The sequence below is a fragment of the Psychrobacillus faecigallinarum genome (assembly GCF_014836595.1).
In the GTDB taxonomy this organism is placed as follows: domain Bacteria; phylum Bacillota; class Bacilli; order Bacillales_A; family Planococcaceae; genus Psychrobacillus; species Psychrobacillus faecigallinarum.
Genome location: NZ_JACSQO010000002.1, coordinates 120,316 through 141,490, shown reverse-complemented (window position 1 = coordinate 141,490; position 21,175 = coordinate 120,316). Strand labels below are relative to the sequence as shown.

General features: G+C 36.8%; 21 protein-coding genes. 9 read left to right on the top strand and 12 right to left on the bottom strand.

Annotation, left to right across the window (positions count from 1 at the left end; translation table 11 throughout):
* Window positions 1-31: 31 nt before the first annotated feature.
* From tpx to sppA, 3 genes are read right to left on the bottom strand one after another with little or no spacing between them, the layout of a single operon-like run.
* On the bottom strand, window positions 32-535 hold the full coding sequence (gene tpx / locus H9650_RS05395; protein WP_144535373.1) for a thiol peroxidase: 504 nt from the start codon (window positions 533-535) through the stop codon (window positions 32-34).
* A gap of 34 nt (window positions 536-569) precedes the next feature.
* The gene (locus H9650_RS05390; RefSeq protein ID WP_191696765.1) at window positions 570-1,154 is read right to left on the bottom strand and encodes an RDD family protein; all 585 of its coding nucleotides are present in this window, start codon (window positions 1,152-1,154) and stop codon (window positions 570-572) included.
* Window positions 1,155-1,166: 12 nt separating this feature from the next.
* Window positions 1,167-2,180 (bottom strand): signal peptide peptidase SppA, encoded by a 1,014-nt coding sequence (gene sppA, locus H9650_RS05385; protein ID WP_144535369.1) that lies wholly within the window; start codon window positions 2,178-2,180, stop codon window positions 1,167-1,169.
* A 155-nt stretch (window positions 2,181-2,335) separates the two neighbouring features.
* On the opposite strand from sppA, the gene H9650_RS05380 reads away from it, so the two are divergent.
* The gene (locus H9650_RS05380; RefSeq protein ID WP_144535367.1) at window positions 2,336-3,136 is read left to right on the top strand and encodes an NAD kinase; all 801 of its coding nucleotides are present in this window, start codon (window positions 2,336-2,338) and stop codon (window positions 3,134-3,136) included.
* Between the two features lie 7 nt (window positions 3,137-3,143).
* Here H9650_RS05380 and rarD read toward each other — a convergent pair whose 3' ends face one another.
* On the bottom strand, window positions 3,144-4,052 hold the full coding sequence (gene rarD / locus H9650_RS05375) for an EamA family transporter RarD (RefSeq protein WP_225215932.1): 909 nt from the start codon (window positions 4,050-4,052) through the stop codon (window positions 3,144-3,146).
* 158 nt (window positions 4,053-4,210) lie between these two features.
* Here rarD and H9650_RS05370 point away from each other — a divergent pair, with 158 nt between their 5' ends.
* On the top strand, window positions 4,211-4,798 hold the full coding sequence (locus H9650_RS05370) for a hypothetical protein (RefSeq protein ID WP_191696763.1): 588 nt from the start codon (window positions 4,211-4,213) through the stop codon (window positions 4,796-4,798).
* A 154-nt stretch (window positions 4,799-4,952) separates the two neighbouring features.
* Here the strand turns inward: H9650_RS05370 and mbcS are convergent, their stop codons facing one another.
* From mbcS to ezrA, 5 genes are all read right to left on the bottom strand, one after another.
* On the bottom strand, window positions 4,953-6,533 hold the full coding sequence (mbcS, locus tag H9650_RS05365) for an acyl-CoA synthetase MbcS (protein ID WP_151113541.1): 1,581 nt from the start codon (window positions 6,531-6,533) through the stop codon (window positions 4,953-4,955).
* A gap of 185 nt (window positions 6,534-6,718) precedes the next feature.
* Window positions 6,719-6,919 (bottom strand): alpha/beta-type small acid-soluble spore protein, encoded by a 201-nt coding sequence (locus H9650_RS05360; protein WP_144535358.1) that lies wholly within the window; start codon window positions 6,917-6,919, stop codon window positions 6,719-6,721.
* 81 nt (window positions 6,920-7,000) lie between these two features.
* Window positions 7,001-8,203 (bottom strand): tRNA uracil 4-sulfurtransferase ThiI, encoded by a 1,203-nt coding sequence (gene thiI / locus H9650_RS05355; RefSeq protein WP_154310368.1) that lies wholly within the window; start codon window positions 8,201-8,203, stop codon window positions 7,001-7,003.
* Between the two features lie 5 nt (window positions 8,204-8,208).
* Window positions 8,209-9,342, bottom strand: a complete 1,134-nt coding sequence (locus tag H9650_RS05350; protein ID WP_154310366.1) for a cysteine desulfurase family protein — start codon at window positions 9,340-9,342, stop codon at window positions 8,209-8,211.
* A gap of 107 nt (window positions 9,343-9,449) precedes the next feature.
* Window positions 9,450-11,150: a septation ring formation regulator EzrA gene (gene ezrA, locus H9650_RS05345; protein ID WP_144535352.1), complete on the bottom strand. Its 1,701-nt coding sequence runs from the start codon at window positions 11,148-11,150 to the stop codon at window positions 9,450-9,452.
* A 147-nt stretch (window positions 11,151-11,297) separates the two neighbouring features.
* Between ezrA and hisJ the strand changes: the two genes are divergently transcribed.
* Window positions 11,298-12,095 (top strand): histidinol-phosphatase HisJ, encoded by a 798-nt coding sequence (gene hisJ / locus H9650_RS05340; RefSeq protein WP_144535350.1) that lies wholly within the window; start codon window positions 11,298-11,300, stop codon window positions 12,093-12,095.
* 14 nt (window positions 12,096-12,109) lie between these two features.
* Window positions 12,110-12,589 carry a GAF domain-containing protein gene (locus H9650_RS05335; protein ID WP_154310362.1) on the top strand — a complete coding sequence of 160 codons (480 nt, stop codon included), beginning with the start codon at window positions 12,110-12,112 and terminating at the stop codon, window positions 12,587-12,589.
* Window positions 12,590-12,657: 68 nt separating this feature from the next.
* Here the strand turns inward: H9650_RS05335 and megL are convergent, their stop codons facing one another.
* From megL to H9650_RS05320, 3 genes are all read right to left on the bottom strand, one after another.
* A complete protein-coding gene (gene megL, locus H9650_RS05330; protein ID WP_370455707.1) occupies window positions 12,658-13,851 on the bottom strand; it encodes a methionine gamma-lyase in 1,194 nt (397 codons plus the stop codon).
* A 75-nt stretch (window positions 13,852-13,926) separates the two neighbouring features.
* Window positions 13,927-15,786, bottom strand: coding sequence for a sensor domain-containing diguanylate cyclase (locus H9650_RS05325; RefSeq protein WP_144535346.1), 1,860 nt, complete (start codon window positions 15,784-15,786; stop codon window positions 13,927-13,929).
* A 70-nt stretch (window positions 15,787-15,856) separates the two neighbouring features.
* Window positions 15,857-16,009, bottom strand: coding sequence for a hypothetical protein (locus tag H9650_RS05320; RefSeq protein ID WP_154310360.1), 153 nt, complete (start codon window positions 16,007-16,009; stop codon window positions 15,857-15,859).
* Window positions 16,010-16,155: 146 nt separating this feature from the next.
* Between H9650_RS05320 and rpsD the strand changes: the two genes are divergently transcribed.
* The 5 genes from rpsD (at window position 16,156) to H9650_RS05295 (ending at window position 21,090) form a co-directional block, all read left to right on the top strand.
* The gene (rpsD, locus tag H9650_RS05315) at window positions 16,156-16,758 is read left to right on the top strand and encodes a 30S ribosomal protein S4 (protein ID WP_144535344.1); all 603 of its coding nucleotides are present in this window, start codon (window positions 16,156-16,158) and stop codon (window positions 16,756-16,758) included.
* Window positions 16,759-17,054: 296 nt separating this feature from the next.
* Window positions 17,055-17,729: a response regulator transcription factor gene (locus tag H9650_RS05310; RefSeq protein ID WP_144535342.1), complete on the top strand. Its 675-nt coding sequence runs from the start codon at window positions 17,055-17,057 to the stop codon at window positions 17,727-17,729.
* Window positions 17,726-19,096 (top strand): sensor histidine kinase, encoded by a 1,371-nt coding sequence (locus tag H9650_RS05305; RefSeq protein WP_191696762.1) that lies wholly within the window; start codon window positions 17,726-17,728, stop codon window positions 19,094-19,096. Before H9650_RS05310 ends, H9650_RS05305 begins: the two co-directional genes overlap by 4 nt.
* Window positions 19,097-19,379: 283 nt before the next feature.
* Complete coding sequence (locus tag H9650_RS05300) at window positions 19,380-20,414, top strand: ABC transporter permease (RefSeq protein WP_191696761.1); 1,035 nt, start codon at window positions 19,380-19,382, stop codon at window positions 20,412-20,414.
* 1 nt (window position 20,415) lies between these two features.
* Window positions 20,416-21,090 carry an ABC transporter ATP-binding protein gene (locus H9650_RS05295; protein ID WP_151113524.1) on the top strand — a complete coding sequence of 225 codons (675 nt, stop codon included), beginning with the start codon at window positions 20,416-20,418 and terminating at the stop codon, window positions 21,088-21,090.
* Window positions 21,091-21,175: the final 85 nt, after the last annotated feature.

The window sequence follows — 21,175 nt, the reverse complement described above, 5'->3', positions numbered from 1 at the left end:
TACTTATTTTTTATAATTTTTAGACTAATAGTTATTGTGCTGCTTTTACAGCCTCAAGAGCTTTTTCGTAGTCCGGATGGTTCGTTCCTTCACTTACAATCTCCTTGTAAGTCACAACACCATTTTTGTCTACTACGAATACAGAGCGTGCAAGTAAGCGTAATTCTTCCATTACTACTCCGAATGCTTTACCAAAGGAAAGGTCTCGGTGATCAGATAATGTTTGAATTGCATCAGCTGCATTTGCTCCACACCAACGAGATTGTGCAAAAGGTAAATCTACAGAGATTGTTAAAATAACAACATCATCACCTAGACTTGCTGCACTCTCATTAAATTTGTTAGTTTGTGCAGAACAAACACCAGTATCAAGGGAAGGTACTACACTAATTAATCGAGTTTTGCCAGCTGAATCCTCAAGAGTTACTGGGGATAAGTCATTAGCTAATACTGTAAAGTTCGGAGCTTTTTCTCCAACCTCGACCTCTTTACCACCTAAAGTTACAGGATTATTTTTAAAAGTTACTTGTGTCATAATATGTAGCCTCCTTTTCAATACTTTCATCTTACTAGAATTCGTTCGTCTCTTGCAACTCATTTGCAACGGGAACTTGCTTATACGACACTTTTTCCTTTTTATCGTACGTATTCTCGTGAACAACTAGTGTGTCCGCAATATAATCATGAATCGCTTGTTTTTTTGGTGTAAACGCAGCTACTATATACGGAAGGTTAAATGGAATAATTGAGATTAATCGGCCTATCCACTCTCTAAAAATAACATTCCCCCATGTTAACTTTCCTTTATTTTTGGGAATCACTCGAATACCAAAAATCATTTTACCAATTGTCTGAGCAAAGAACTTAGTCATAAGAACGAAGTAAAGATAAAAAATGACAGCCGTTACTATCGAAATTGGTGCATACCAGCTCGGATTGTTAATGTCGATTGAAAATAATCGGAAAATCGGTTTGACCAGCAACATACCAATGGATGATAATACGAGCAGATCCACGGTGTAAGCCCAAAAACGAATCCAAAATCCGGCCGCCTTTTGTACATAACTTTCCGTTTGCTGTACAACTATTCGTTGTTGGGTTGACGATGGGCTTTCTTGCACATTCTCCCCATCGTTTTGTACAAACTCACTCATCTAGAACCCTCCTTATTCATTTCCATATAAGTACATCATTTTTGGTGCTGAATTGTCCGCAATTAGTTTAGCGATTAGTTTAGATTCAATATCTACTCCTAAAAATGATTGTGCTTTCATCGCAAATAACGAAGAGAAGCTAGGTGAATATCCGTACTCGAATACTTCTGCACCCTCCAAATCATAGTCTGCCTGAACTGCGGCAACTGCATCTTCTAAGAAACCAAGCTCATCTGCTAGACCAGCTTCGACTGCCTGTCTTCCATTTAAGATTCTTCCATCTGCTACTTTTTTCACTTCTGCCTCGGTCATGTTACGACCTTGTTCTATAATATCTACAAAATCTTCATAAGAATCATTCAGCATTTCTTGAAGCATATTACGCTCTTCCTCTGTCATGTCTCTTGTAGGACTCATAATATCTTTATAAGGACCAGATTTAATCGTAACAAATTCTACTCCGTATTTTTCAGCTAGGCCACCATAGTTAATACTCTGCATAATAACCCCAATGGATCCTGTCATTGTTTCTTTATTAACAAATATTTTTTCCGCTGGTGCAGATATGTAATATCCTCCTGAGGCTGCCATACTTCCCATTGAAACGTAAAAAGGTTTTCCTGTTTCCTCTTGGATTTCTCTAATTTCCTTGTAGATTTGAGCAGATTCCACAACTCCTCCACCAGGTGAGTTAACTTGAAGAACAACTGCTTTTACTGAGTCATCATATCTCACCTGATCTAATTGCTCTAGGAAAAATTGATGATTATAACCTTCTGTACCAAACAAGCTTGTAGTACCACCAGTGTCTTGAATAGTTCCATCTACTGTTAAAATGGCAACTCGTTCATCTATGCTGCCTGGTTCTAGAACTGTTTCAAAGAATTCTGTATTTGCGGTGGAAGTAACCTCTTCCATTAATGTTGACCAATTTGTTGAAAAGATTGATGAAGCTGTATTGACAACCAAAGATATGGCTAACAAAATAGAAGCTCCGACTATAGCCAACCAACGTTTCGTATTCATATTTCTATTTTCCTCCTTTTTCTATCCCTTTTACATACGTTATAAATGTCTAAATGTTTCACTAAATGATAAAATAAAAGTACATAGACTAAAAGTACAATTTTAAATAATAGATTTCGTACATTAAAGTATTAGCATAAAAAAGGAGCATGCATATGACTTCCAGAAATAATATCTACTTATACACTAAAAATGACACAGACTCACTACGACGAAAAGAATTGTTGCAAAAAGTTATTCATCAGCATGGATTTAAAGCTGTTGATAATTTTGAAGAAGCTTCTATTATTGTTAGCATCGGTTCTGACGCTACTTTTTTACAGGCAGTTAGAAAAACCGGGTTTCGTCAGGACACTCTTTACGCAGGAATCTCTATAACTGATTCTTTAAACATGTATTGCGATTTTTTCGCAGATGACATAGAGAAGATGGCAGATGCTGTACAAAAAGATAAAATTGAAGTTCGCAAATATCCTATTTTAGAGGTCTCTGTAAATAAGAACCCAAAGTTCTTTTGTCTAAATGAATTTACTATTCGTTCCAATGTCATCAAATCTTTTGTTTTAGATATTTTTATTGATCAAAAGCATTTTGAAACCTTTCGAGGAGACGGGATGGTCATTTCTACCCCTACCGGTAGCTCCGCATACAACAAATCATTAAACGGCGCTGTAGTGGATCCGCTCCTTCAATGCATTCAGGTTGCTGAAATTGCATCTATGAATAGCAATGAATATCGAACACTAGGTTCCCCTTTTGTATTAAGCAGTGAAAGAACTCTAGAGCTTCGCTTGCAGCAGGATTGGAACGACTATCCATCCATGAGCACAGACAATGAGGCACTAAGCATTCAGCATGTGGACACTGTTACCCTTTCCTTGAGCGATAGAGTAGTGAAAACCGTTAAGCTAAAAGACAATAGCTATTGGGATAAGGTAAAACGTTCTTTTCTATAAATCACACTTATACTATTAGCATTTTCTTTCTTCTTAATTCTAGAATTTTTGAAAAAGTAAATAATAAAAGCGCAACCCAAATGAAAGAAAAAGAGATGAACTCTATTTTACTAAATTTTTCACCATATACAAAAATACCTATAAGTAACATCAGAGTTGGCGCAATGTACTGAATAAATCCGGACATATAAAGAGGCATTGTTTTTGTACCTTTTGCAAATAGGACAAGTGGAACTGCAGTAGCTACACCCGTAAATACTAGAAGTATGGTTGTCGTAAAATCGCTCGAGAAAAATACCGCTTGATCTGCTACAACCATGTAACTAAAGTAAGCTAATGCAACTGGAAGCACAAATAATGTCTCAATAGTCAGCCCTCTTAACGGATCAATGGTGATTCTTTTCTTAATCAGCCCGTAAAATGCAAATGTACTTGCTAATAACATGGCAATCCATGGTATTTCACCATAGGAAATAGTAAGTAAAAGCACACCTGTCGCTGCTATTAGGACGGATAACTTTTGGGCCCAAGAAAGCTTTTCCTTCAAAAAGACAATGCCAAGCAATACGGATAGTAATGGATTGATGTAATATCCGAGACTCGCTTGCACTATATAGCCCTCGTTTACTGCAAATATGTACAAAAACCAATTTCCTGTGACTAAATAAGAGGCTAAAACAAGACTCCAAAAAGACTTTTTGTCCTTCCATAAATTTTTTAGGTCTTCTATTAAAACAGAAAACCTTCGACCTAGTAGGACTACTATCAATGTGAAGACGAATGACCATATAACACGTCCAGATAATATTTCACCACTAGCAACATGGTCCAACAGCTTCCAATAGATTGGCATAAATCCCCACCAAGCATATGCCAGCACAACTACAATAATTCCTTGCTTTTCTTCTGCACTCAAAACAAACACCTTCTTTACATACTTTGACACACGAAATAATAGCATTATTATAGTTCTTTATCTAACTAAAGTAAATACGCAGAGTAGTTGATAAGCGAAATAAACAAGGGTTACCTTGAAGGCAATCATATAATGTGAAATTACCTAGGAGAATGTTTATGTTTACTGAAAAACAATTAAAATATTTAATTGCAGGTAAAGTAATAGGCAATAGCTTTCCATATAATACAAATGATCATCTTGAAATCGAAGCCCATATTCGACGACTATTTTATCAAATAAATCGTATTCCCAACTTAACTTGTGTGGCAGAGTGGGATCATTTTGGTAGCGGATTTGCCTCATTTGTGGAATTATTTTGTTTTCGAAAGGAAGATATTATAGTTATAAAAGAAAATAAAGAGCATAAAACAGAAAGGATAGAAGGAGTTGTTATCAATATATGTCGCTTAGCCCCTGTGGCAATATTAGGAGAAGATGAAAGAGATAAGACAATCCATATCATAACAAACGAAGTCGTTGGGGGCAGTTATAGCATGTTAGAGCATCCTAATCAATTAAAAACTAGTGAAAAATTTAGTCCAATGGTAAGGAAATTGAAAGCCGTATTAAGTAAGTACGATTATACACTTTTAGAAGCAGAAAATATAAATAAACCTTTGCCTTTTCAAGCCAAAATTCCAACGATTTATCGTAAACCTAGGGACTATTTGATAATGGATGCAATTTTTTATTGGGAGGATTAACATGTGATTAGTTATGGTTATGTGGAGTTATTTAGCATTTAGCTGATAGCTATTATATAGACCTATATAGCCTTGATCCATACTAGGGGAACTGTAAACAAGCATAGAATATCCATGCTGTTTACAGTCCTAGCAGTAACTAAGTTTATAATTTTTACTTAGTCTTTAATAATTCCTTTTGTCTAAGCTCGATTCTTCTGATCTTCCCTGAAGTCGTCTTAGGTAATTCAGATATAAATTCTATTTCTCTAGGATACTTGTATGGTGCAGTAAGAGATTTTACGTGGTCTTGAAGCTCCTTCACTAGCTCCTCAGTTGGCACCACGGAAGAATCTCTTAACACGACATATGCCTTAACAATCGTACCGCGTACTTCATCTGGGCTTCCAACAACTGCGCATTCTTGTACTAATGTGTGTTTAGTTAATGCATCCTCTACTTCAAAAGGTCCGATAGTATACCCAGAGCTAATGATGATGTCATCTCCTCTTCCCTCAAACCAGAAATAGCCGTCTTCATCCTTTCTAGCTCTGTCTCCTGTTATATAGTATTCTCCTCTAAATTGCATTGAGGTTCTTTCTGGATCCTTTAAATATTCCTTAAAAAGAGCTGGAGTTTCTATATGAACAGCAATGTCGCCTACTTCTTCTGCAGCACAAGGTTCACCCTGGTCGTTTATAACCTCTACAGTATTCCCTGGAGTAGGTTTGCCCATAGAACCAGGCTTAGCATCCATCCCCTTCATAGTACCAACTAGCAAAGTATTTTCAGTTTGCCCATATCCGTCTCTTACTTCGAGGTTAAATAATTTCCCAAAGGTTTCAATAACCTCTCTATTCAATGGCTCTCCTGCAGATACTGCACTGTGAAGGCTAGAAAGATTATAATCTGCAAGCCCTTCTACCTTTGCCATAATTCTATATTCTGTAGGTGTACAGCAAAGAACGTTGACTTTATGTTGCTGAATGTTCTTCAAATATACTTTCGGTTCGAATTTACCGTTATATACATATCCTGTTGCACCACTACCAAGAGTAGCTAAGAAAGGACTCCAAATCCATTTTTGCCATCCTGGACTAGCAGTTGCCCATACAATGTCCCCATCCTCAATACCTAGCCAATTAGGAGCTGAAGTACGCAAATGTGCAAAAGCCCAGCCATGTGTATGAACAACACCTTTAGGATTACCTGTAGTTCCACTCGTATAAGATAAGAAAGCTATATCTTCTTTTAATGTATCTATTGTAGGAAAACTATCTTCTTCCTTCTCCATCTCATCTGTTAAAGAAATCCATTGCTCTTGACCTTGGCCTATAACAAATAATAGCCTACTCTCTAAATCCCTTACCTCTTCATATTGAGACAGGAAGGGTTCGTAAGATATAATCGCTTTTGCTTCACTATGTGATAAACGATATTCAATATCTTTTGCTCTTAACATTTCGGAGCTTGGTATTACGACTAAACCTGCTTTTAAAGCGGCAATATAAACTTCATATGCTTCAATTAGTCGAGGTACCATAATAAGCACTACATCGCCTTTTTTAAGGCCCTTGTTAGTAAATACATTTGCAATTTTGTTTGCTCGAAGGATTAAATTTTTATAGGTGATTTGTTTCTTTTCACCTTTATCTGATTCCCAAATAAGAGCTAACCTATTTTCATCTGAACCATACTTCTCAAACTCGCTGACTAAATTATAGTGTGATGGTGCGATTAAATCTTCTTTGTTCATGAATCATTTCCCCCTTCTTGTTCTACTATAAAGTATAGGGGATTCTTCTCAATTTTCAAATAATAATTTTATTTTTCAAAAAATATAATGGCATGAGTTTATTCGTTGAAGGGGCTTTATCTTGGCTTACTTAAAATTGAAAAAGGAAGCCAACAGTTTTCACTGCCGACTTCCTTTTTATATTATTAGCTGTTAAAACCGTTCATTTGTTGTTGAGCTTTTTGCACTAAACGCTTAGTAATTTCTCCGCCTACGGATCCGTTGGCACGCGCAGTTGCATCTGCTCCAAGATTCACACCAAATTCTTGAGCGATTTCATATTTCATTTGATCAAGAGCTTGTTTCACACCAGGAACTAAAAGTTGGTTGCTGTTGTTTGAAGACATTGTAATCACCTCCTTGTGAAATTAGAATGGTCGATTTCATTCTTTTTATGTACACAAGAAATGAGGTATATTTTGTTATTTTTACAAGAGTTCTTCAAAAGCATTTTCTTTTTTCTTTGGAAACGAAATAACTTCTCTATTTTCAACCGCTTCTTTTATTAGCTCATCAAAATCCTTAAAGCTTTCGTAGAATTCCACTTTTTCTAGCTTCGGCTTTGTTTTAGGGCATGATGGAGTAAAAATAGTACAACAGTCCTCGTATGGAAGAATAGATGTGTCATAAGTCCCTATTTCCCGGGCAATATCAATAATGTCTAATTTGTCCATTGATATTAAAGGTCTAAAAATAGGTGTAGAAGTTACTGCATTGATTGCAGTTAGACTTTCAAGCGTTTGACTAGCCACTTGTCCTAAGCTTTCTCCAGTTACAATACCCAATGCACCAATTTCAAGACGAACTTGATCTGCAATTTTCATCATAATTCTGCGCGTCGTTGTCATTGAAACATTATCAGGAATTTGAGCTTGAATACTTTGCTGTATTTCTGTAAAAGGTATGACATGAAGGCGTACAGTTGCCCCGAAATGACTCAACTGATTGGCAAGATCCATAACCTTTTCTTTTGAGCGCTCACTTGTAAAAGGGGGACTATGAAAATGGATAGCGTCTAATCTTACCCCACGCTTCATTAGCATGTATCCTGCTACAGGGCTGTCAATTCCACCTGAAAGCATCAATAATGAACGACCATTAGATCCTAATGGCATTCCTCCTGCTCCTGGAATTACTTGTGCCATCATATAAACAGCATCTGCTAGAACTTCAATTCGCAAATCAATTTCTGGCTTTTTCATTTGAACTTTTAGAGAAGGATAATTTCTTAGTACATTACTTGCAACAGTTGTTTGCAATTCATACGTATCCATAGAGAATCGTTTATCGGTCCGCTTGACCGTAACTCTGAAGGTTTTATCCTCTGTATCTAAACTTTCCATAATCTCTAATGCAGTTTTTTGAATATCTTCTATGTCTTGTGTACAAGAAGCAACCGGACTAAAGGATTGAATACCAAAAATTTTAGGCAGACGTTTAATAAGCTCTTGAATTTCCTCATCATCAGAAGAAGTTAAGAACATACGGTCTCTTTCTGCATGAACCTTTATATTAGGCAAATCCACAAATGAAAATTTTATATTATTACGTAAATGATTGATAAACTGCTTTCTATTTTTTCCTTTTGTTGATAGCTCTCCGTACCTAACTAATATTTTTTCCCACTTCATAACATTTAATCTCCTTTAATAACATTTATCACTTCGGTGAATATTTTTTTAAACGTATCTATTTCCTGTTCTGTTGTTAAGGAACTAATACTTAACCGAATAACTCCCTTAATATAATCATCTGAAATATGCATTGCCTGCAACACATGGCTTGTCTTCGTTTGTCTAGACGAGCAAGCACTGCTTGTCGACACAATCACATTTCTTTTTTGCAATGCATTGATTATAACCTCTCCCTTAACTTTACGCACAGAAAAAGTAACGATATGGGGAGCACGAGTATCTGGAGAAATAATCTTAATATTTTCGAAGCCACGAAGAAAATGAACAAGCTCCTCTGTTAGCCTCTTCATTTCCGTTGTATTTTTTTCTAAGCTAGCACTAGCAATTCTAATTGCTTTAGCAGTGCATACTGCTAAGGGGACAGGTGTAGTGCCACTACGAATTCCAGCTTCCTGTCCGCCACCGAGGATCATTGGCTCCACTTCACGTGTTTTAGAAAGTGCAAGTAAACCTGAACCTTTTAGGCCATGAATTTTATGAGATGAAATAGTAAGCGCATCTATATCATAACGCTTGAAATCTATCGGTAACTTGCCAAAGCTCTGAACGGCATCGATGTGAATAACTGCCTTACTATTGCTTCTAACCATTTTACTAATAGCTTCTATTGGTTGAATAGCACCTATTTCATTATTCACATGCATGACACTAACTAGAGATGTTTCTTTCCTTAGTAGCTTTTGTAGTTCAACTAAGTCAATGATTCCTTTAGAATCAACGGGAATGAATTCTACTTCAAAACCCAATGTATTTAGCTGTTTAGCTGCCTCTAAAACAGATGGATGTTCTATTTTTGAGACAAGTATATGCTTCCCTCGGAATTTGTACTTGTTAGCCAGCCCAAAAATAGCTAAATTGTTTGATTCAGTTCCTCCTGATGTAAAATATATCTTCGAGCTTGACGTATGCAATATTTCTGCAACCTGCTCGCGCGCTGATTGTAACAGCTCATTTGTGTTATGACCAAATTCATGTATGGAGGATGGATTTGCCCAATATTTTTCATTCACTGCAATAAAGGTATCCATTATTTCAGGCAAAACCTTGGTTGTTGCACTATTGTCCAAATAAATCAAAGTATTCTCTCTCCTTTTTAGGAAAAAGACCACCTTCACAAGTAGTGAGGTGGTCTACATTTCTATCTGATTTTATAAAATAATTAATAGCTAATGCCAGATATTTGTTATGTACGCCAAGCTGCTTCTTTAATCATCATTTCGATTTTCTTTAAAGCTCCCGGTTCCACCTCTTCCACAGCAGTAGCAGCATCCTCTAACGCCTTAGCATAGCGCAACTGTCTGAATGCTTCCTCTGCTTCGAGTAAACGTGCATGGACATTTGGATGTGTCGCACGATAACGGTTACCATATTGAATAATTTTTTCGGTTAACTCTACATTCTCTAGCATTTCTTTGGCTTTTTGGTGCACTTCTTCCATGCAAGCTTCAGCCTTTTCAAGATAGCCATCTACTAACGTCATATTCAATGGAACTTCCTGTAGGCTTTGCATAGCAACATAAATATGCTCTTCTGCTTCTTCTAGACGGACGTCCATTTCCTCTGGAATTCCTGGAATATTAGCCTTTTGAATCATTCGGTCTGTATCATGCAGTAATACTTTTAAATCATCTAGCTTTTCACGAGCTTTATTTTCATCAATACGAAGATTTTTTAAGCGATTCGCAAAACGATCCTGTTCTTCGTATAACCGATCGATTTCTTCAGCAATATCATTTAACTCCTCTTGAAGGCTAGAATAAGCAGATTTTTCTTCTTCAACTCTTTGAGCTAGAAGGCTAAACTTCTTATTAAGTTCCTCCAGCTCTTTTAGACAGCTTTGAGGAATTTCAGCTTCTTTTTCAGGTAAACGATAGCTTTGTTGAACATATGTTGCTTCTTCGTTTATCGCTTTAGTAGCACTCGTTACTTCTTTTAATCGTATAGCGGTTTGATCCTTATAATTATCCACATACTTTTTAGCCAATACTTCTTTTTCCAATAAATCATAGAAAGTTTCTATTTCTTCTTTAATCTCTTCTACACGAGTCAATGGCTTACTAACCTCGAGTTCCACAATAGAGGCTTTCAATTCTCCAAGCTCCGCTTCTAATCCATCTAGCTTCTTTGTCATTTCTAAATGTTGCAAGTAGTAAGAGCTTGCTTCCATTTCTTTTTGACCATTTCGTAATTCATGAATAGTAGCTGGAATCTTATGTTGGATTTCGCTCAGCAATGTTGGAATCTCATGTATTTTATGAAAGAATTTTTGTCCTTCGTTTTGAATATTAATCACTATTTCTCTAGCACTCAAATAGTTACCTGTATCAGTTAAATGATCGAATTCCTCGAAAAGTGGAAGAAAGGATTCTAACTTGGCTTCTAGAGCAGGAGCCGCTTCTCCGAAGGAATATTGATGAGCAAGTAATGTTTTTCTTGCCGCTCGGTGCTGCTCTTTCAATTGTTCTATTTCAATTCTATTCTTTTCTTCACTACCGATCAGTTCTTCGAGTTCCTTAATGATGCCTGACATTTTTTCATCACAAGAGGATATTAAAATTTGAAGCTCTTTTTCGATTTTGGTGGCTTTCATAAATAGGAACTTATCTACATATTCTTCTGCATCAAAAAGAAGAACGTCTATCTTAGGCATATGTACATCCATAACCTCTGTCCAGGTATTGCGCCATCTTTCGAACATTTCCTCTGTCTGCCCATTCATATTCAGTTGTTTAACTTTCGTCATTTCTTCTAAAATAGGCTTGTTTTGAATTTGGTGCTTTTCATGCTCCAATCGAGCAATTTCTGTATGATGTTTTTTTCGTATGATAAATGCAATGATTGCTATTACTAAAAGTACAATGACTGCTGGGATGATATACCTCATCGTAAGCCCCCTGTTCCAAAATCAAAAAGTTCTAATTCTATCTTACTCTATATATTACCATGCTTTTTATGTTATTGTTTCATAAAAGAAGAATAAACCTAGGAAATGTTAAAAATATTTTACTTTTGTCAAAAGGAGCTAGTAATAATGATAAAAGATGGACATATACATACACCTTACTGCCCACATGGATCTCTAGATAGCTTTCATCAATATATTGAGAAGGCTATACAAGCTGGAACTAGCGAAATCTCCTTTACCGAGCATGCTCCGTTGCCTTCTAATTTTAAAGACCCTACCCCAGACGAAGATAGTGGCATGGACTTAAAACTACTTGAGGCATATCTGTTTGATCTAGATCAGTTGAAAAAAGAATACAAACAAGATATTGTTATATCTACAGGTTTGGAAATTGACTATATTACAGGCTTCGAACTTGAAACTACTAGTTTTCTAAACACTTATGGCAAATATTTAGATGATTCGATTTTATCCGTACATTTCTTACTCGCTCATGAGGACTATGTATGTATCGATTATTCTAAAGAAGTTTTTCTAAAATTTGTTCAAAAACTAGGTAATCCTATGTCTGTCTATAAATTGTATTACAAAACGGTGATGGATTCAATAACGAGCGACTTAGGAATATTTAAGCCAAAACGAATTGGGCATATTACGCTTGCTCATAAGTTTCAGCACGCTCTCCCCAAAACGGTTGACGATCATGAGGACATATTAGCTATACTAGTAGAAATAAAGAATAGAAATATGGAGTTAGATGTAAATAGTGCTGGCTTTGCTAAGCCCTTTTGTAAAGAGAGTTATCCGCCACTTCCATACGTATCACTAGCAAAAAAATTAGGAATACCTTTAGTGTTCGGTTCAGATGCACATCAAGCAAAAGATTTACATCAGCATTATAATCTTATAAGTAATATATTGTAGAATGGAGAATCAATATGTTTCAAACAACCAACTATTCAACTGACTTATCAGCTAATTATTCATTATTATCTAAGCAGCTAGATGCTCTATTAGAAGGCGAAAAAAATGTGATCGCTAACTTAAGTAATGCTGCAGCACTTTTAAACCAATTTTTTGATCAAATAAATTGGGTTGGATTTTATTTAGTAGAAGACGGCGGTCTTGTACTAGGACCATTCCAAGGATTACCTGCTTGTGTAAGAATACAGCTGGGTAAAGGCGTTTGTGGTACTGCGGCAGAAACACAGGAAACGATTATCGTTCCAGATGTTCACGCATTCCCTGGTCATATTGCTTGTGACGCTGCCTCTCAATCGGAGATAGTTGTACCTATAGTAAAAGATAGTAAACTAGTTGGAGTTTTAGATATTGATAGCCCTGTAAAAGAACGTTTTTCTTCCGAGGATGCAGAGGGTTTAGAAAAATTTATAGAGGTGCTTATTAAGCATATATAAGATAGGACTTTGTTTTTTAATATTAGGAGAGGATGCCCCTGACTTATGTCACGGCCATCCTCTCTTTTTTATAGCTTCAAATTATCAAAGGCTTGCTTTAAATCCTCTATTATATCTTCGGAGTTTTCTAGACCGACAGACAGTCGGAGTAATCCATCAGTAATCCCCATTGCAACTCTTTCTTTTTCCGGTACAACAGAATGTGTCATTGTTGCCGGATGCTGTATTAGCGTTTCTGCATCACCAAGACTAACAGCAATCTTGATAAGGGAAAGAGCATCCATCAGCTGTTGGGCTTTTTCTTTGCCTCCTTTAACTGCAAAAGAAATAAGTCCCCCCCCACTTTTCATCTGTTTCTTTGCTACCTCATACTGAGGATTTTTCTCATCGAAAGGATAATAAATGGATTCTACTGAAGGGTGCGATGCTAAAAAGGAGAACACCTCTTCTGCATTTTTTGAATGTCTATCCATTCTTACATGCAAAGTTTTTAACCCTCTAATTAATAGCCAAGCATCAAACGGAGAAATGATTCCACCAAAATCCTTTTGAACTGTTGAGCGGATTTTATCCATCTCTTCTTTATTCTTTCCAACCAGAAGTCCAGCTATTACGTCACCATGTCCATTAATGTATTTCGTTGCACTATGCAGCACAAAGTCCGCTCCTATGTCCAAAGGATTTTGTATATATGGAGAGCAAAAGGTGTTATCTACTACTACTGGAATATTATGCTTCCTAGCAATATTCGTGATTAAAGCAATGTCTACAATTTCCATTGTTGGATTAATCGGTGTTTCAATATAAATACAACTTGTATTCGGTTTAATAGAAGCTTCAATCTCTTCTTCTGTCGTTAATTTTTCTAAACTATGTGTAATATTGTATTTTTCTTTCATAATGTTGAGTAAGCCGAATGTACAACCATAAATGCCTCTAGTACATAAAATATGGTCACCTGCCTTTGTTAAATGTACTAGGATTGTGCTCACTGCGGCCATCCCCGACCCAAAGGCAAGCGCTCCCTCTCCATTTTCAATTGCAGCCATTCTTTGTTCCAGTACATTAACAGTTGGATTCCCTAAGCGAGAGTATATTCCGCCTGCTTCCTCCCCTGCAAATCGTCTTGCACCCTGCTCAGCATTCTCAAATGCAAAAGTAGAAGTTTGATACAACGGAACAGCTAAACTATCGTGATGATTTTCTGTCGTGTACCCTTGATGAATTAATAATGTTTCTTTTTCCATTGATGATTTTCCCAAAATAGTGCACCCCTTTTGTAAACGCTTACAACAATAGTGTACACATTTATTAAAAAAAAGAAAAGGCAGCTACTCTTAGAAGTGGTCTGCCTTATAAACACAGAGCTGGTTTTTACCATTATTTTTTGCCTCATATAACGCGGTATCAGCATGATGAAACAAATTGTGGAAGTTCATTTCGCCGTCCTCACACCATAACGAAACACCGATAGACACAGTTACACTTGGATTTGTATATATAGGAATTATTTCTAAAAGAGATTTACAAATTTTTTTCCCTTCTTCAAGAGTCATTTCGGAAAAATATAGAGCAAGCTCCTCCCCGCCCCAACGTGCACCAATCCCTAATTTTTCAACTTGCTTCTCAATAACGGTAGCAATTTGCCTAAGAATGCTGTCCCCTATTTGATGACCATGTGTGTCATTTATTTGTTTGAAGTTATCAATATCCATTAATACAAATGTCCCGCTTGTATCCTTCTCCATAGATTCCTCTACATACCTATCTAAATAGCTTCTAGCGTAGAGATTCGTCAAATGATCACGATCAACCATTTCTTGAAGCTTATGACGAAGCGCTGAGTTACTAAGTGCTAAAGAGGAATGCTGTATTAATGATTGCATTAATTTGAAACTATCAAAGGAAAAATAGTAAGGTTCACTATGCAATACAATGCTAAATCCAGTAATAGTATCTTGTTCTCTCAAAGGAATTGCCACTAGAGATCGATATGCAACATTTGCATTGCTAATCCGATTGAAGTCAGCTATAAACAGAGAATCCTTCATTTTTTTAAATTGGTTGCCCACGTGCTGGATATACATTTGACCTTCTAATGTATAAAAATAATCCGAACTTGCTGCATTTATAGAATATTCTTCATCCTCTATAAATACAAAGCACACATGCTCTGGTTGAAAGGATTTCATCAGCTGATTTCTTAAAAAAATAACCATTTCACCCTGCGATAAATTCATATTTAACTTATGCGTAGTTTCATTTATTAATTGTAAGTCACCTACTAGACGGTGAGATTGGATAAATAACTTCGCATTTTCCAATGCATTTCCCGCCGTGGCAGCAAGCATCGTGATAAACTCCTTCTGTCTATAGGAAAACAAATAATCTAGAGGGGTGGAAACTTGTAAAATCCCATAGTTCCCCTGCTTTCCTTTAATCGGTACGTTTAGCTGTCTCATTTCTAGGTCTTCTACTAAATCGGAAGTTATCTCCCCTGACACATATGCTTCTACTGTAGCAGGTCTTTCCGCTGTATAATCAAACAGCTTGTAAGGAACAGAAGTTTTACGATCTTGATCATTCGATAGTATTAGAGTCGTGCCAAAGTCAGGAAACGCATCATGAATGGCAAATAATGTCCCTTGTAAAATTTGGTCAATTTCTAGAGTCGAGTGGAACATCTTTGTAACATTAAATAGATTTCGATATTGGTGCTCTTGTTGAGTGAGATAAACTGACTTTCGAATAACCTTGATTAGTTTACTTACAATGGCAATAAATTCATTTACATCTGGTGTTTGAGAAAATCTCTCCCATTTTTCAGTTAGGTCCATCATAAGCATTCCGAGTATAACGTTTTCTTCATCTCTTAAGAGAATAGAAACTTCTCTGTTCAATTTTTCCTCTTTTCTTATAAAAGGAATTTCTGCAAAATCTTTTTCGTAGAAAAAACCCTCTATCTCATGCCATCTAATGGCTTCTCTTTTCTTGGAGAGTGAATGATTCCATTTCAATTGAATAAATGTATGTGCATCTTGTATATAATAGCCGGCATACTTCACATCAAAAAATTCGGCTAATAAAATTTTAAAATCCTCGAACCATTTAGCACTAGACTCATGGCTAAACGCAAATTCTGTCCATATGTCAAACACTTTACCTTTAAACTTCGTTAAGTCTATTTGATTGTCCATTTATACACCTCTCAGCTTTCTAAGAGAAAACATGATACTTTTAGCCCAAAACCCTTATAATTCAATTTGACTATAAAACTACCTGATTGTCAATATATTCTATCTCCAAAAACAATTTAAATATGATGAGTTCAAACGAATATGATTGACTTTCTGTTTCCTGCAAGATACAATAATCTTTGTGTAAAATAAATGCAGCAGTTGTATGGATTAGATTGTTCATTTTGTTCCTCTATGTATATAGATGGTGTATCCCGTAACCCTCGGCTGCTAGGGCGATGATACATGAAAACGAAATGGCTGCTTTTCTGAATGCATCTGGTTCTTATTTTACAACAAAATAAAACCAATACAAAGGAGGAGTCTTTCATGGCTCGCTATACAGGTCCAGCATGGAAATTATCACGTCGTCTTGGTATCTCACTAAGTGGCACTGGTAAAGAATTAGAAAAACGCCCATACGCACCAGGACAACACGGTCCTAACCAACGTAAAAAATTAACTGAGTACGGTCTTCAATTACAAGAAAAACAAAAACTTCGTCACACTTACGGTGTAAACGAACGTCAATTCCGTACTTTGTTTGATAAAGCTGGTAAAATGCAAGGTAAACATGGTGAAAACTTCATGATTCTTCTTGAAACTCGCCTTGATAACATTGTATACCGTTTAGGTCTTGCTCGCACTCGTCGTGGAGCTCGTCAATTAGTTAACCACGGTCATGTTATGGTTGATGGTAAACGTGTTGATATTCCTTCTTACCGCTTAAAACCAGGTCAAGAAATTTCACTTCGTGAAAAATCTCAAAACTTGGACGTTGTAAACGAATCAATCGAAGTAAACAACTTCGTACCAGAATACCTTACATTTGACGCAGACAACAAAGTTGGTACTTTCGTTCGCCTTCCAGAACGCAGCGAATTATCAGCTGAAATCAACGAAGCTCTTATCGTTGAGTTCTACTCTCGTTAATCTTATTGCTCTGCAAAGAGTGATGTTAAAAGCCTTCACAACCTTGTTAATACAGGGTTTGGAGGCTTTTTTATTTTGTCTATAATGAAAGATAAAACAAGTAATAGAAAGTAATCCTCCCTTTTACCCTACTTCCTAAACTAGTCCTCCGCGAAACCAATTGAAACATTAATAATCTTCTTTAGGTGCCTCTATAAATTACATCTTCCTTTTTCTTCTCATTAATTGCTTCTTCGTTTATTAAGCCTTATAGTCTAATTATTGTTATTTTACAATGCATATGAAGGAGGATTTAAGTGATTCGCATACTTGCAGTAGATGACGATATACATATGCTGAATTTTGTTTCAGCCGAACTTCGACAAAATGGCTATGAAGTAATTGAAGCGACTTCAGGCGAACAAGCTTTAATGTGCTTAAATTCTAAGGCAATGGATTTAGCAGTAGTTGATGTAATGATGCCAGGTATGGATGGGTTTGAACTTACAAAAATATTGCGTAAAGATTACGATCTTCCAGTCATCCTGCTTACTGCTCGTCATCATATTGAAGATAAAGAGCGTGGATTCTTAGCCGGCTCTGACGATTATCTAGTTAAACCTTTCGAGTCTAAGGAGTTGTTATACCGGGTTAAAGCTATTTTGCGAAGATATAATTATCCCGAGAATGACACGTTGACTATCGGTTCCTTGACCATTGATTTCAAAAGCTACGAAGTAAGCTCGCAACAAGGAATATTGCTCATTCCCCTTAAAGAATTTGAATTGCTGACACTTCTTGCCTCGAGACCTAGACAAGTGCTGAGTCGAGATTTAATAATAGAACAAATATGGGGAATTGACTTTCAAGGCAATGAACAGACGGTGAATGTTCATATTAAACGTCTACGCCAACGTTTAGAGCGTTTCGCTCCAGATGTTCGGATCATAACTGTAAGAGGAGTAGGCTATAAACTTGAGGTGAACACATGAGCCTTTATGTCAAATTTATTTGGTTCACCTTTGCAACAATGCTCTTCAGCAGCGTTGTCTCCTTTTTCGCGATGAACACCTATTATCATCAATATTTAAAAGAAGAAAATAACGACAAAAATCTGGACGTTGCCACATCTATTATCGAATTCATGGATAACCTCCCCACAGATCAAATTGAAAAAACTTTTAGTTTGCTAGGAGATGCCGGTTATCAGCTGTATGTCACAGATGGAAAGACTGTAAATCGCTTTGGCGGAAAGTTCCGGGACGAATCTATTGATGATGAGAACGTTCAACAAGTTCTGGACGGGGAAGTTTTTAATGGTATACGAGATTTTCCGCGAGAAACCTTCGTTACCGGTTTTTTTGCCAACGAGTTAGAAAATACAGTGGGTGTTCCTCTGGAACTTAATGGTGAAAACCACGCACTCTTCCTACGGCCGAATATTAAGCTTCTTTTCCAAGAACTTCACTTATTATTTGGTGGAATGGCAGCAGGTATCATTTTATTGAGTTTTATCGGAATGCTACTGGTCGCACGCTTATTGATTCAACCGATTACGAAATTAACGGAAGCGACAGAAAAAATGGGTACGGAAACCTTTGACGTACCTCTTTCCATTGATCGAAAAGATGAGATTGGCCGTTTGGCCGATCAATTTATCAAGATGCGTAATAGTATTGAACAATCCACCTTAAAACGTAAAGAATTCGTTCACAATGTGTCCCATGATATACAATCACCGCTTCATACAATACAAAGTTATTTGTCTCTTCTTCAAAAGAAAGAAAGCAGCGAGGAGGAAAAAAAACAATACGCTGCCATTATCCAAGAAGAAACGACTCGCCTATCTCTTTTAACTAAACAATTACTCACTTTAGCGTCATTTGATGTAGAAGCGACAGATTTAGTAGAGGAGATTTTCATTGACCAACAGATACGCGACATACTGTCTCATTTGCGGTACGCATTTGATGAAAAAGAGATTGGAATTTCAGCTAAATTGGTAGCTGTTAAAGTGAAAGGAAACGCAGTACTCCTTCGAACTGTTTGGGAGAATCTGTTGACCAATGCAATTAAATATAGTGAGCCTGGAGATTCCATTGAAGTCCAACTAAGCGTTACTTCTACTAATATGGTGTTAGAAGTTTTGGATGAAGGGATCGGTATGACAGCTGAAGAAGCCAGTCGTGCATTTGATCGCTTTTATCGGGCGGATCATGCACGAATACGTTCATTGAAAGGATCTGGTTTAGGATTGGCTATTGTAAAAGAGATTGTCGAATTGCATAAAGGGACTGTTGAAATAAAAAGTACTCCTAATATAGGCACGACAGTACAAATAAAACTGCCTCTTTTATAAATGAATGTTGAAATAACAAATGTAATGGAGTTTTTTGCTTTGCAGTGTTCCGTTTAATCTGTGCTTTTGATGTTGCTGACAACGTTCTCGATATGCTAAAAAGATGAGAAATAAGTAGAAGCCATTCACCGCGGAACAGGGTGATTGGCTTCTACTTATTTCTTTGGGTTCAAAATGTGAAACGTTATTTTGGGACTTCCATCTCGAACTGTAATCTCTTGTTCATCTTCCATTCATCTAACGGATATAAACTGAGACTATAAACAAAATCGGAGGCATTCAAATGAACATTGCATGGAAAGAAATTAAAAAAAATAAAATAAGATTTATGATTTTGGGTTCGATTGTGTTTCTGGTCAGTTTGTTGACCTTCATTATTTCTGGTCTCGCTAATGGTTTGTCCCAAGACAACGCAGCTCTGATTAAAGAGTTGCCGGATGGACAATTTTATATGAATACAGACGCGGAAGAAACCTATAATCTTTCGCTGATAGATACCAGTGTCCAAGATACTGTTTTAAGTGAAAAAGAAGAGGCTGCTGCATTATCCATTCAAATGGGGTTTTTGAATGATGAAAAAGACAAGCAACGCAGTGTAGCATTTGTCACATCAACTGAATCGAAGTTGTTTGAAAACGTCAAAGAAGGCGAAATTGTCCTGGATCGCTCTCTGGAGGAAGAGGGATTAAAAGTCGGTGATACACTGACCAACAACCAATTCAGTGGCGAATTCATTGTTAAAGGATTTGTAGATCAACAAAAGTACAGTCACGCTCCTGTCGCATTTATCAATATGGAAAACTACAAAGAGATGTATCGGGTAAATGAAATGCAATTGATTTTTATACCTGGTGAAGAGAGTTTACTAGCAATCGAAGGGCTACAATCTTTTTCAAACACCGAATTCCTCAATACTATTCCCAGTTACAGTGCGGAACAATTGTCACTTAACATGATTGTCTGGTTTTTAGTCGTCATCAGCGGGCTGTTGTTCGCCATCTTCTTCTATATGATAAATGTACAAAAAATCGGATTGTATGGGATCTTAAAAGCAATCGGTGTAAAGACGAGTACACTGTTTAAAATGATGTGGGCTCAGATGCTCTTCATCACAGTCATTGCCCTCGGACTGTCAATTGCACTTAGCCAGAGTTTTAACTACATCGCACCTGAAGGAATGCCTTTTAGTTTAACTGCTGCCACTACGGTCCAATTGTCTATCGTTTTCCTCATTATTGGATTTGTTGGTGCAACACTTTCAGGTATCCAAATAAAAAAAGTCGAACCGCTGCAAGCGATTCAACAAGGAGAGGTTTAATATGGCAATTTTCACAATAAATGATGTGAGAAAAAAATTTACAAATGGCGAAGTAGTAGAAGAAATATTAAAGGGAATCGACCTTTCTCTTCAACAAGGCGAGATTACTGCGCTAGTAGGGGCCTCAGGTTCTGGTAAAAGTACTCTACTGACAATTGCAGCAGGGCTCCAACCGGCATCGGACGGCCAAATTATGTTCAATGGAAACAACATGACAGACATGGACCAAGAACAAATACGAAAAGTCCGGGCTAGTGAGTTTGGCTTTGTCTTTCAGTCTGCGCATCTTGTACCTTTCCTTACAGTAGAAGAACAGTTGATTCTAATGCTCGAGGTGTCGGAATCAAAATTAAAAAAAGAGCAACAAAAAAAAGAAATTGCCCATATTTTAAAACTGATTGATATGGAACACCGAAAAAATGCCTACCCAGCATCTTTGTCTGGTGGGGAGAGACAAAGGGTAGCGATTGCCCGTGCCATCATTCATAAACCCAAAATACTTTTTGCAGACGAACCAACTGCCAGCTTGGATTCAAAACGCTCAAAAGATGTTATGGAGCTAATTCGCAATTTAACTAAAACACTTAATATTACAACCTTGATGGTGACTCATGACGAGGAAATGCTTGCATATGCTGATCATATCATTACGATGAAAGATGGCTTAATCAAATAATGAGAATAACATTAGTACAAACTCGTCCCTATTTAGGGGCGAGTTTTTTATGCAAAAAAATAGATGAGAAAGGAATAACTACTTT

Bases quoted from the DNA above. Each gene is read 5' to 3' on its own strand.
- H9650_RS05295 (WP_151113524.1), top strand. From the start codon at position 20,416: ATGGCAATTTTCACAATAAATGATGTGAGAAAAAAATTTACAAATGGC.
- H9650_RS05360 (WP_144535358.1), bottom strand. From the start codon at position 6,919: ATGTCTTCAAACAACAGCAACCAACTTTTAGTTCCTGGTGTGAAACAA.
- H9650_RS05335 (WP_154310362.1), top strand. From the start codon at position 12,110: ATGTTTCAAACAACCAACTATTCAACTGACTTATCAGCTAATTATTCA.
- rpsD (WP_144535344.1), top strand. From the start codon at position 16,156: ATGGCTCGCTATACAGGTCCAGCATGGAAATTATCACGTCGTCTTGGT.
- sppA (WP_144535369.1), bottom strand. From the start codon at position 2,180: ATGAATACGAAACGTTGGTTGGCTATAGTCGGAGCTTCTATTTTGTTA.
- H9650_RS05390 (WP_191696765.1), bottom strand. From the start codon at position 1,154: ATGAGTGAGTTTGTACAAAACGATGGGGAGAATGTGCAAGAAAGCCCA.
- H9650_RS05325 (WP_144535346.1), bottom strand. From the start codon at position 15,786: ATGGACAATCAAATAGACTTAACGAAGTTTAAAGGTAAAGTGTTTGAC.
- H9650_RS05370 (WP_191696763.1), top strand. From the start codon at position 4,211: ATGTTTACTGAAAAACAATTAAAATATTTAATTGCAGGTAAAGTAATA.
- ezrA (WP_144535352.1), bottom strand. From the start codon at position 11,150: ATGAGGTATATCATCCCAGCAGTCATTGTACTTTTAGTAATAGCAATC.
- thiI (WP_154310368.1), bottom strand. From the start codon at position 8,203: ATGAAGTGGGAAAAAATATTAGTTAGGTACGGAGAGCTATCAACAAAA.
- H9650_RS05305 (WP_191696762.1), top strand. From the start codon at position 17,726: ATGAGCCTTTATGTCAAATTTATTTGGTTCACCTTTGCAACAATGCTC.
- tpx (WP_144535373.1), bottom strand. From the start codon at position 535: ATGACACAAGTAACTTTTAAAAATAATCCTGTAACTTTAGGTGGTAAA.
- H9650_RS05380 (WP_144535367.1), top strand. From the start codon at position 2,336: ATGACTTCCAGAAATAATATCTACTTATACACTAAAAATGACACAGAC.
- H9650_RS05300 (WP_191696761.1), top strand. From the start codon at position 19,380: ATGAACATTGCATGGAAAGAAATTAAAAAAAATAAAATAAGATTTATG.
- mbcS (WP_151113541.1), bottom strand. From the start codon at position 6,533: ATGAACAAAGAAGATTTAATCGCACCATCACACTATAATTTAGTCAGC.
- hisJ (WP_144535350.1), top strand. From the start codon at position 11,298: ATGATAAAAGATGGACATATACATACACCTTACTGCCCACATGGATCT.
- H9650_RS05320 (WP_154310360.1), bottom strand. From the start codon at position 16,009: ATGAACAATCTAATCCATACAACTGCTGCATTTATTTTACACAAAGAT.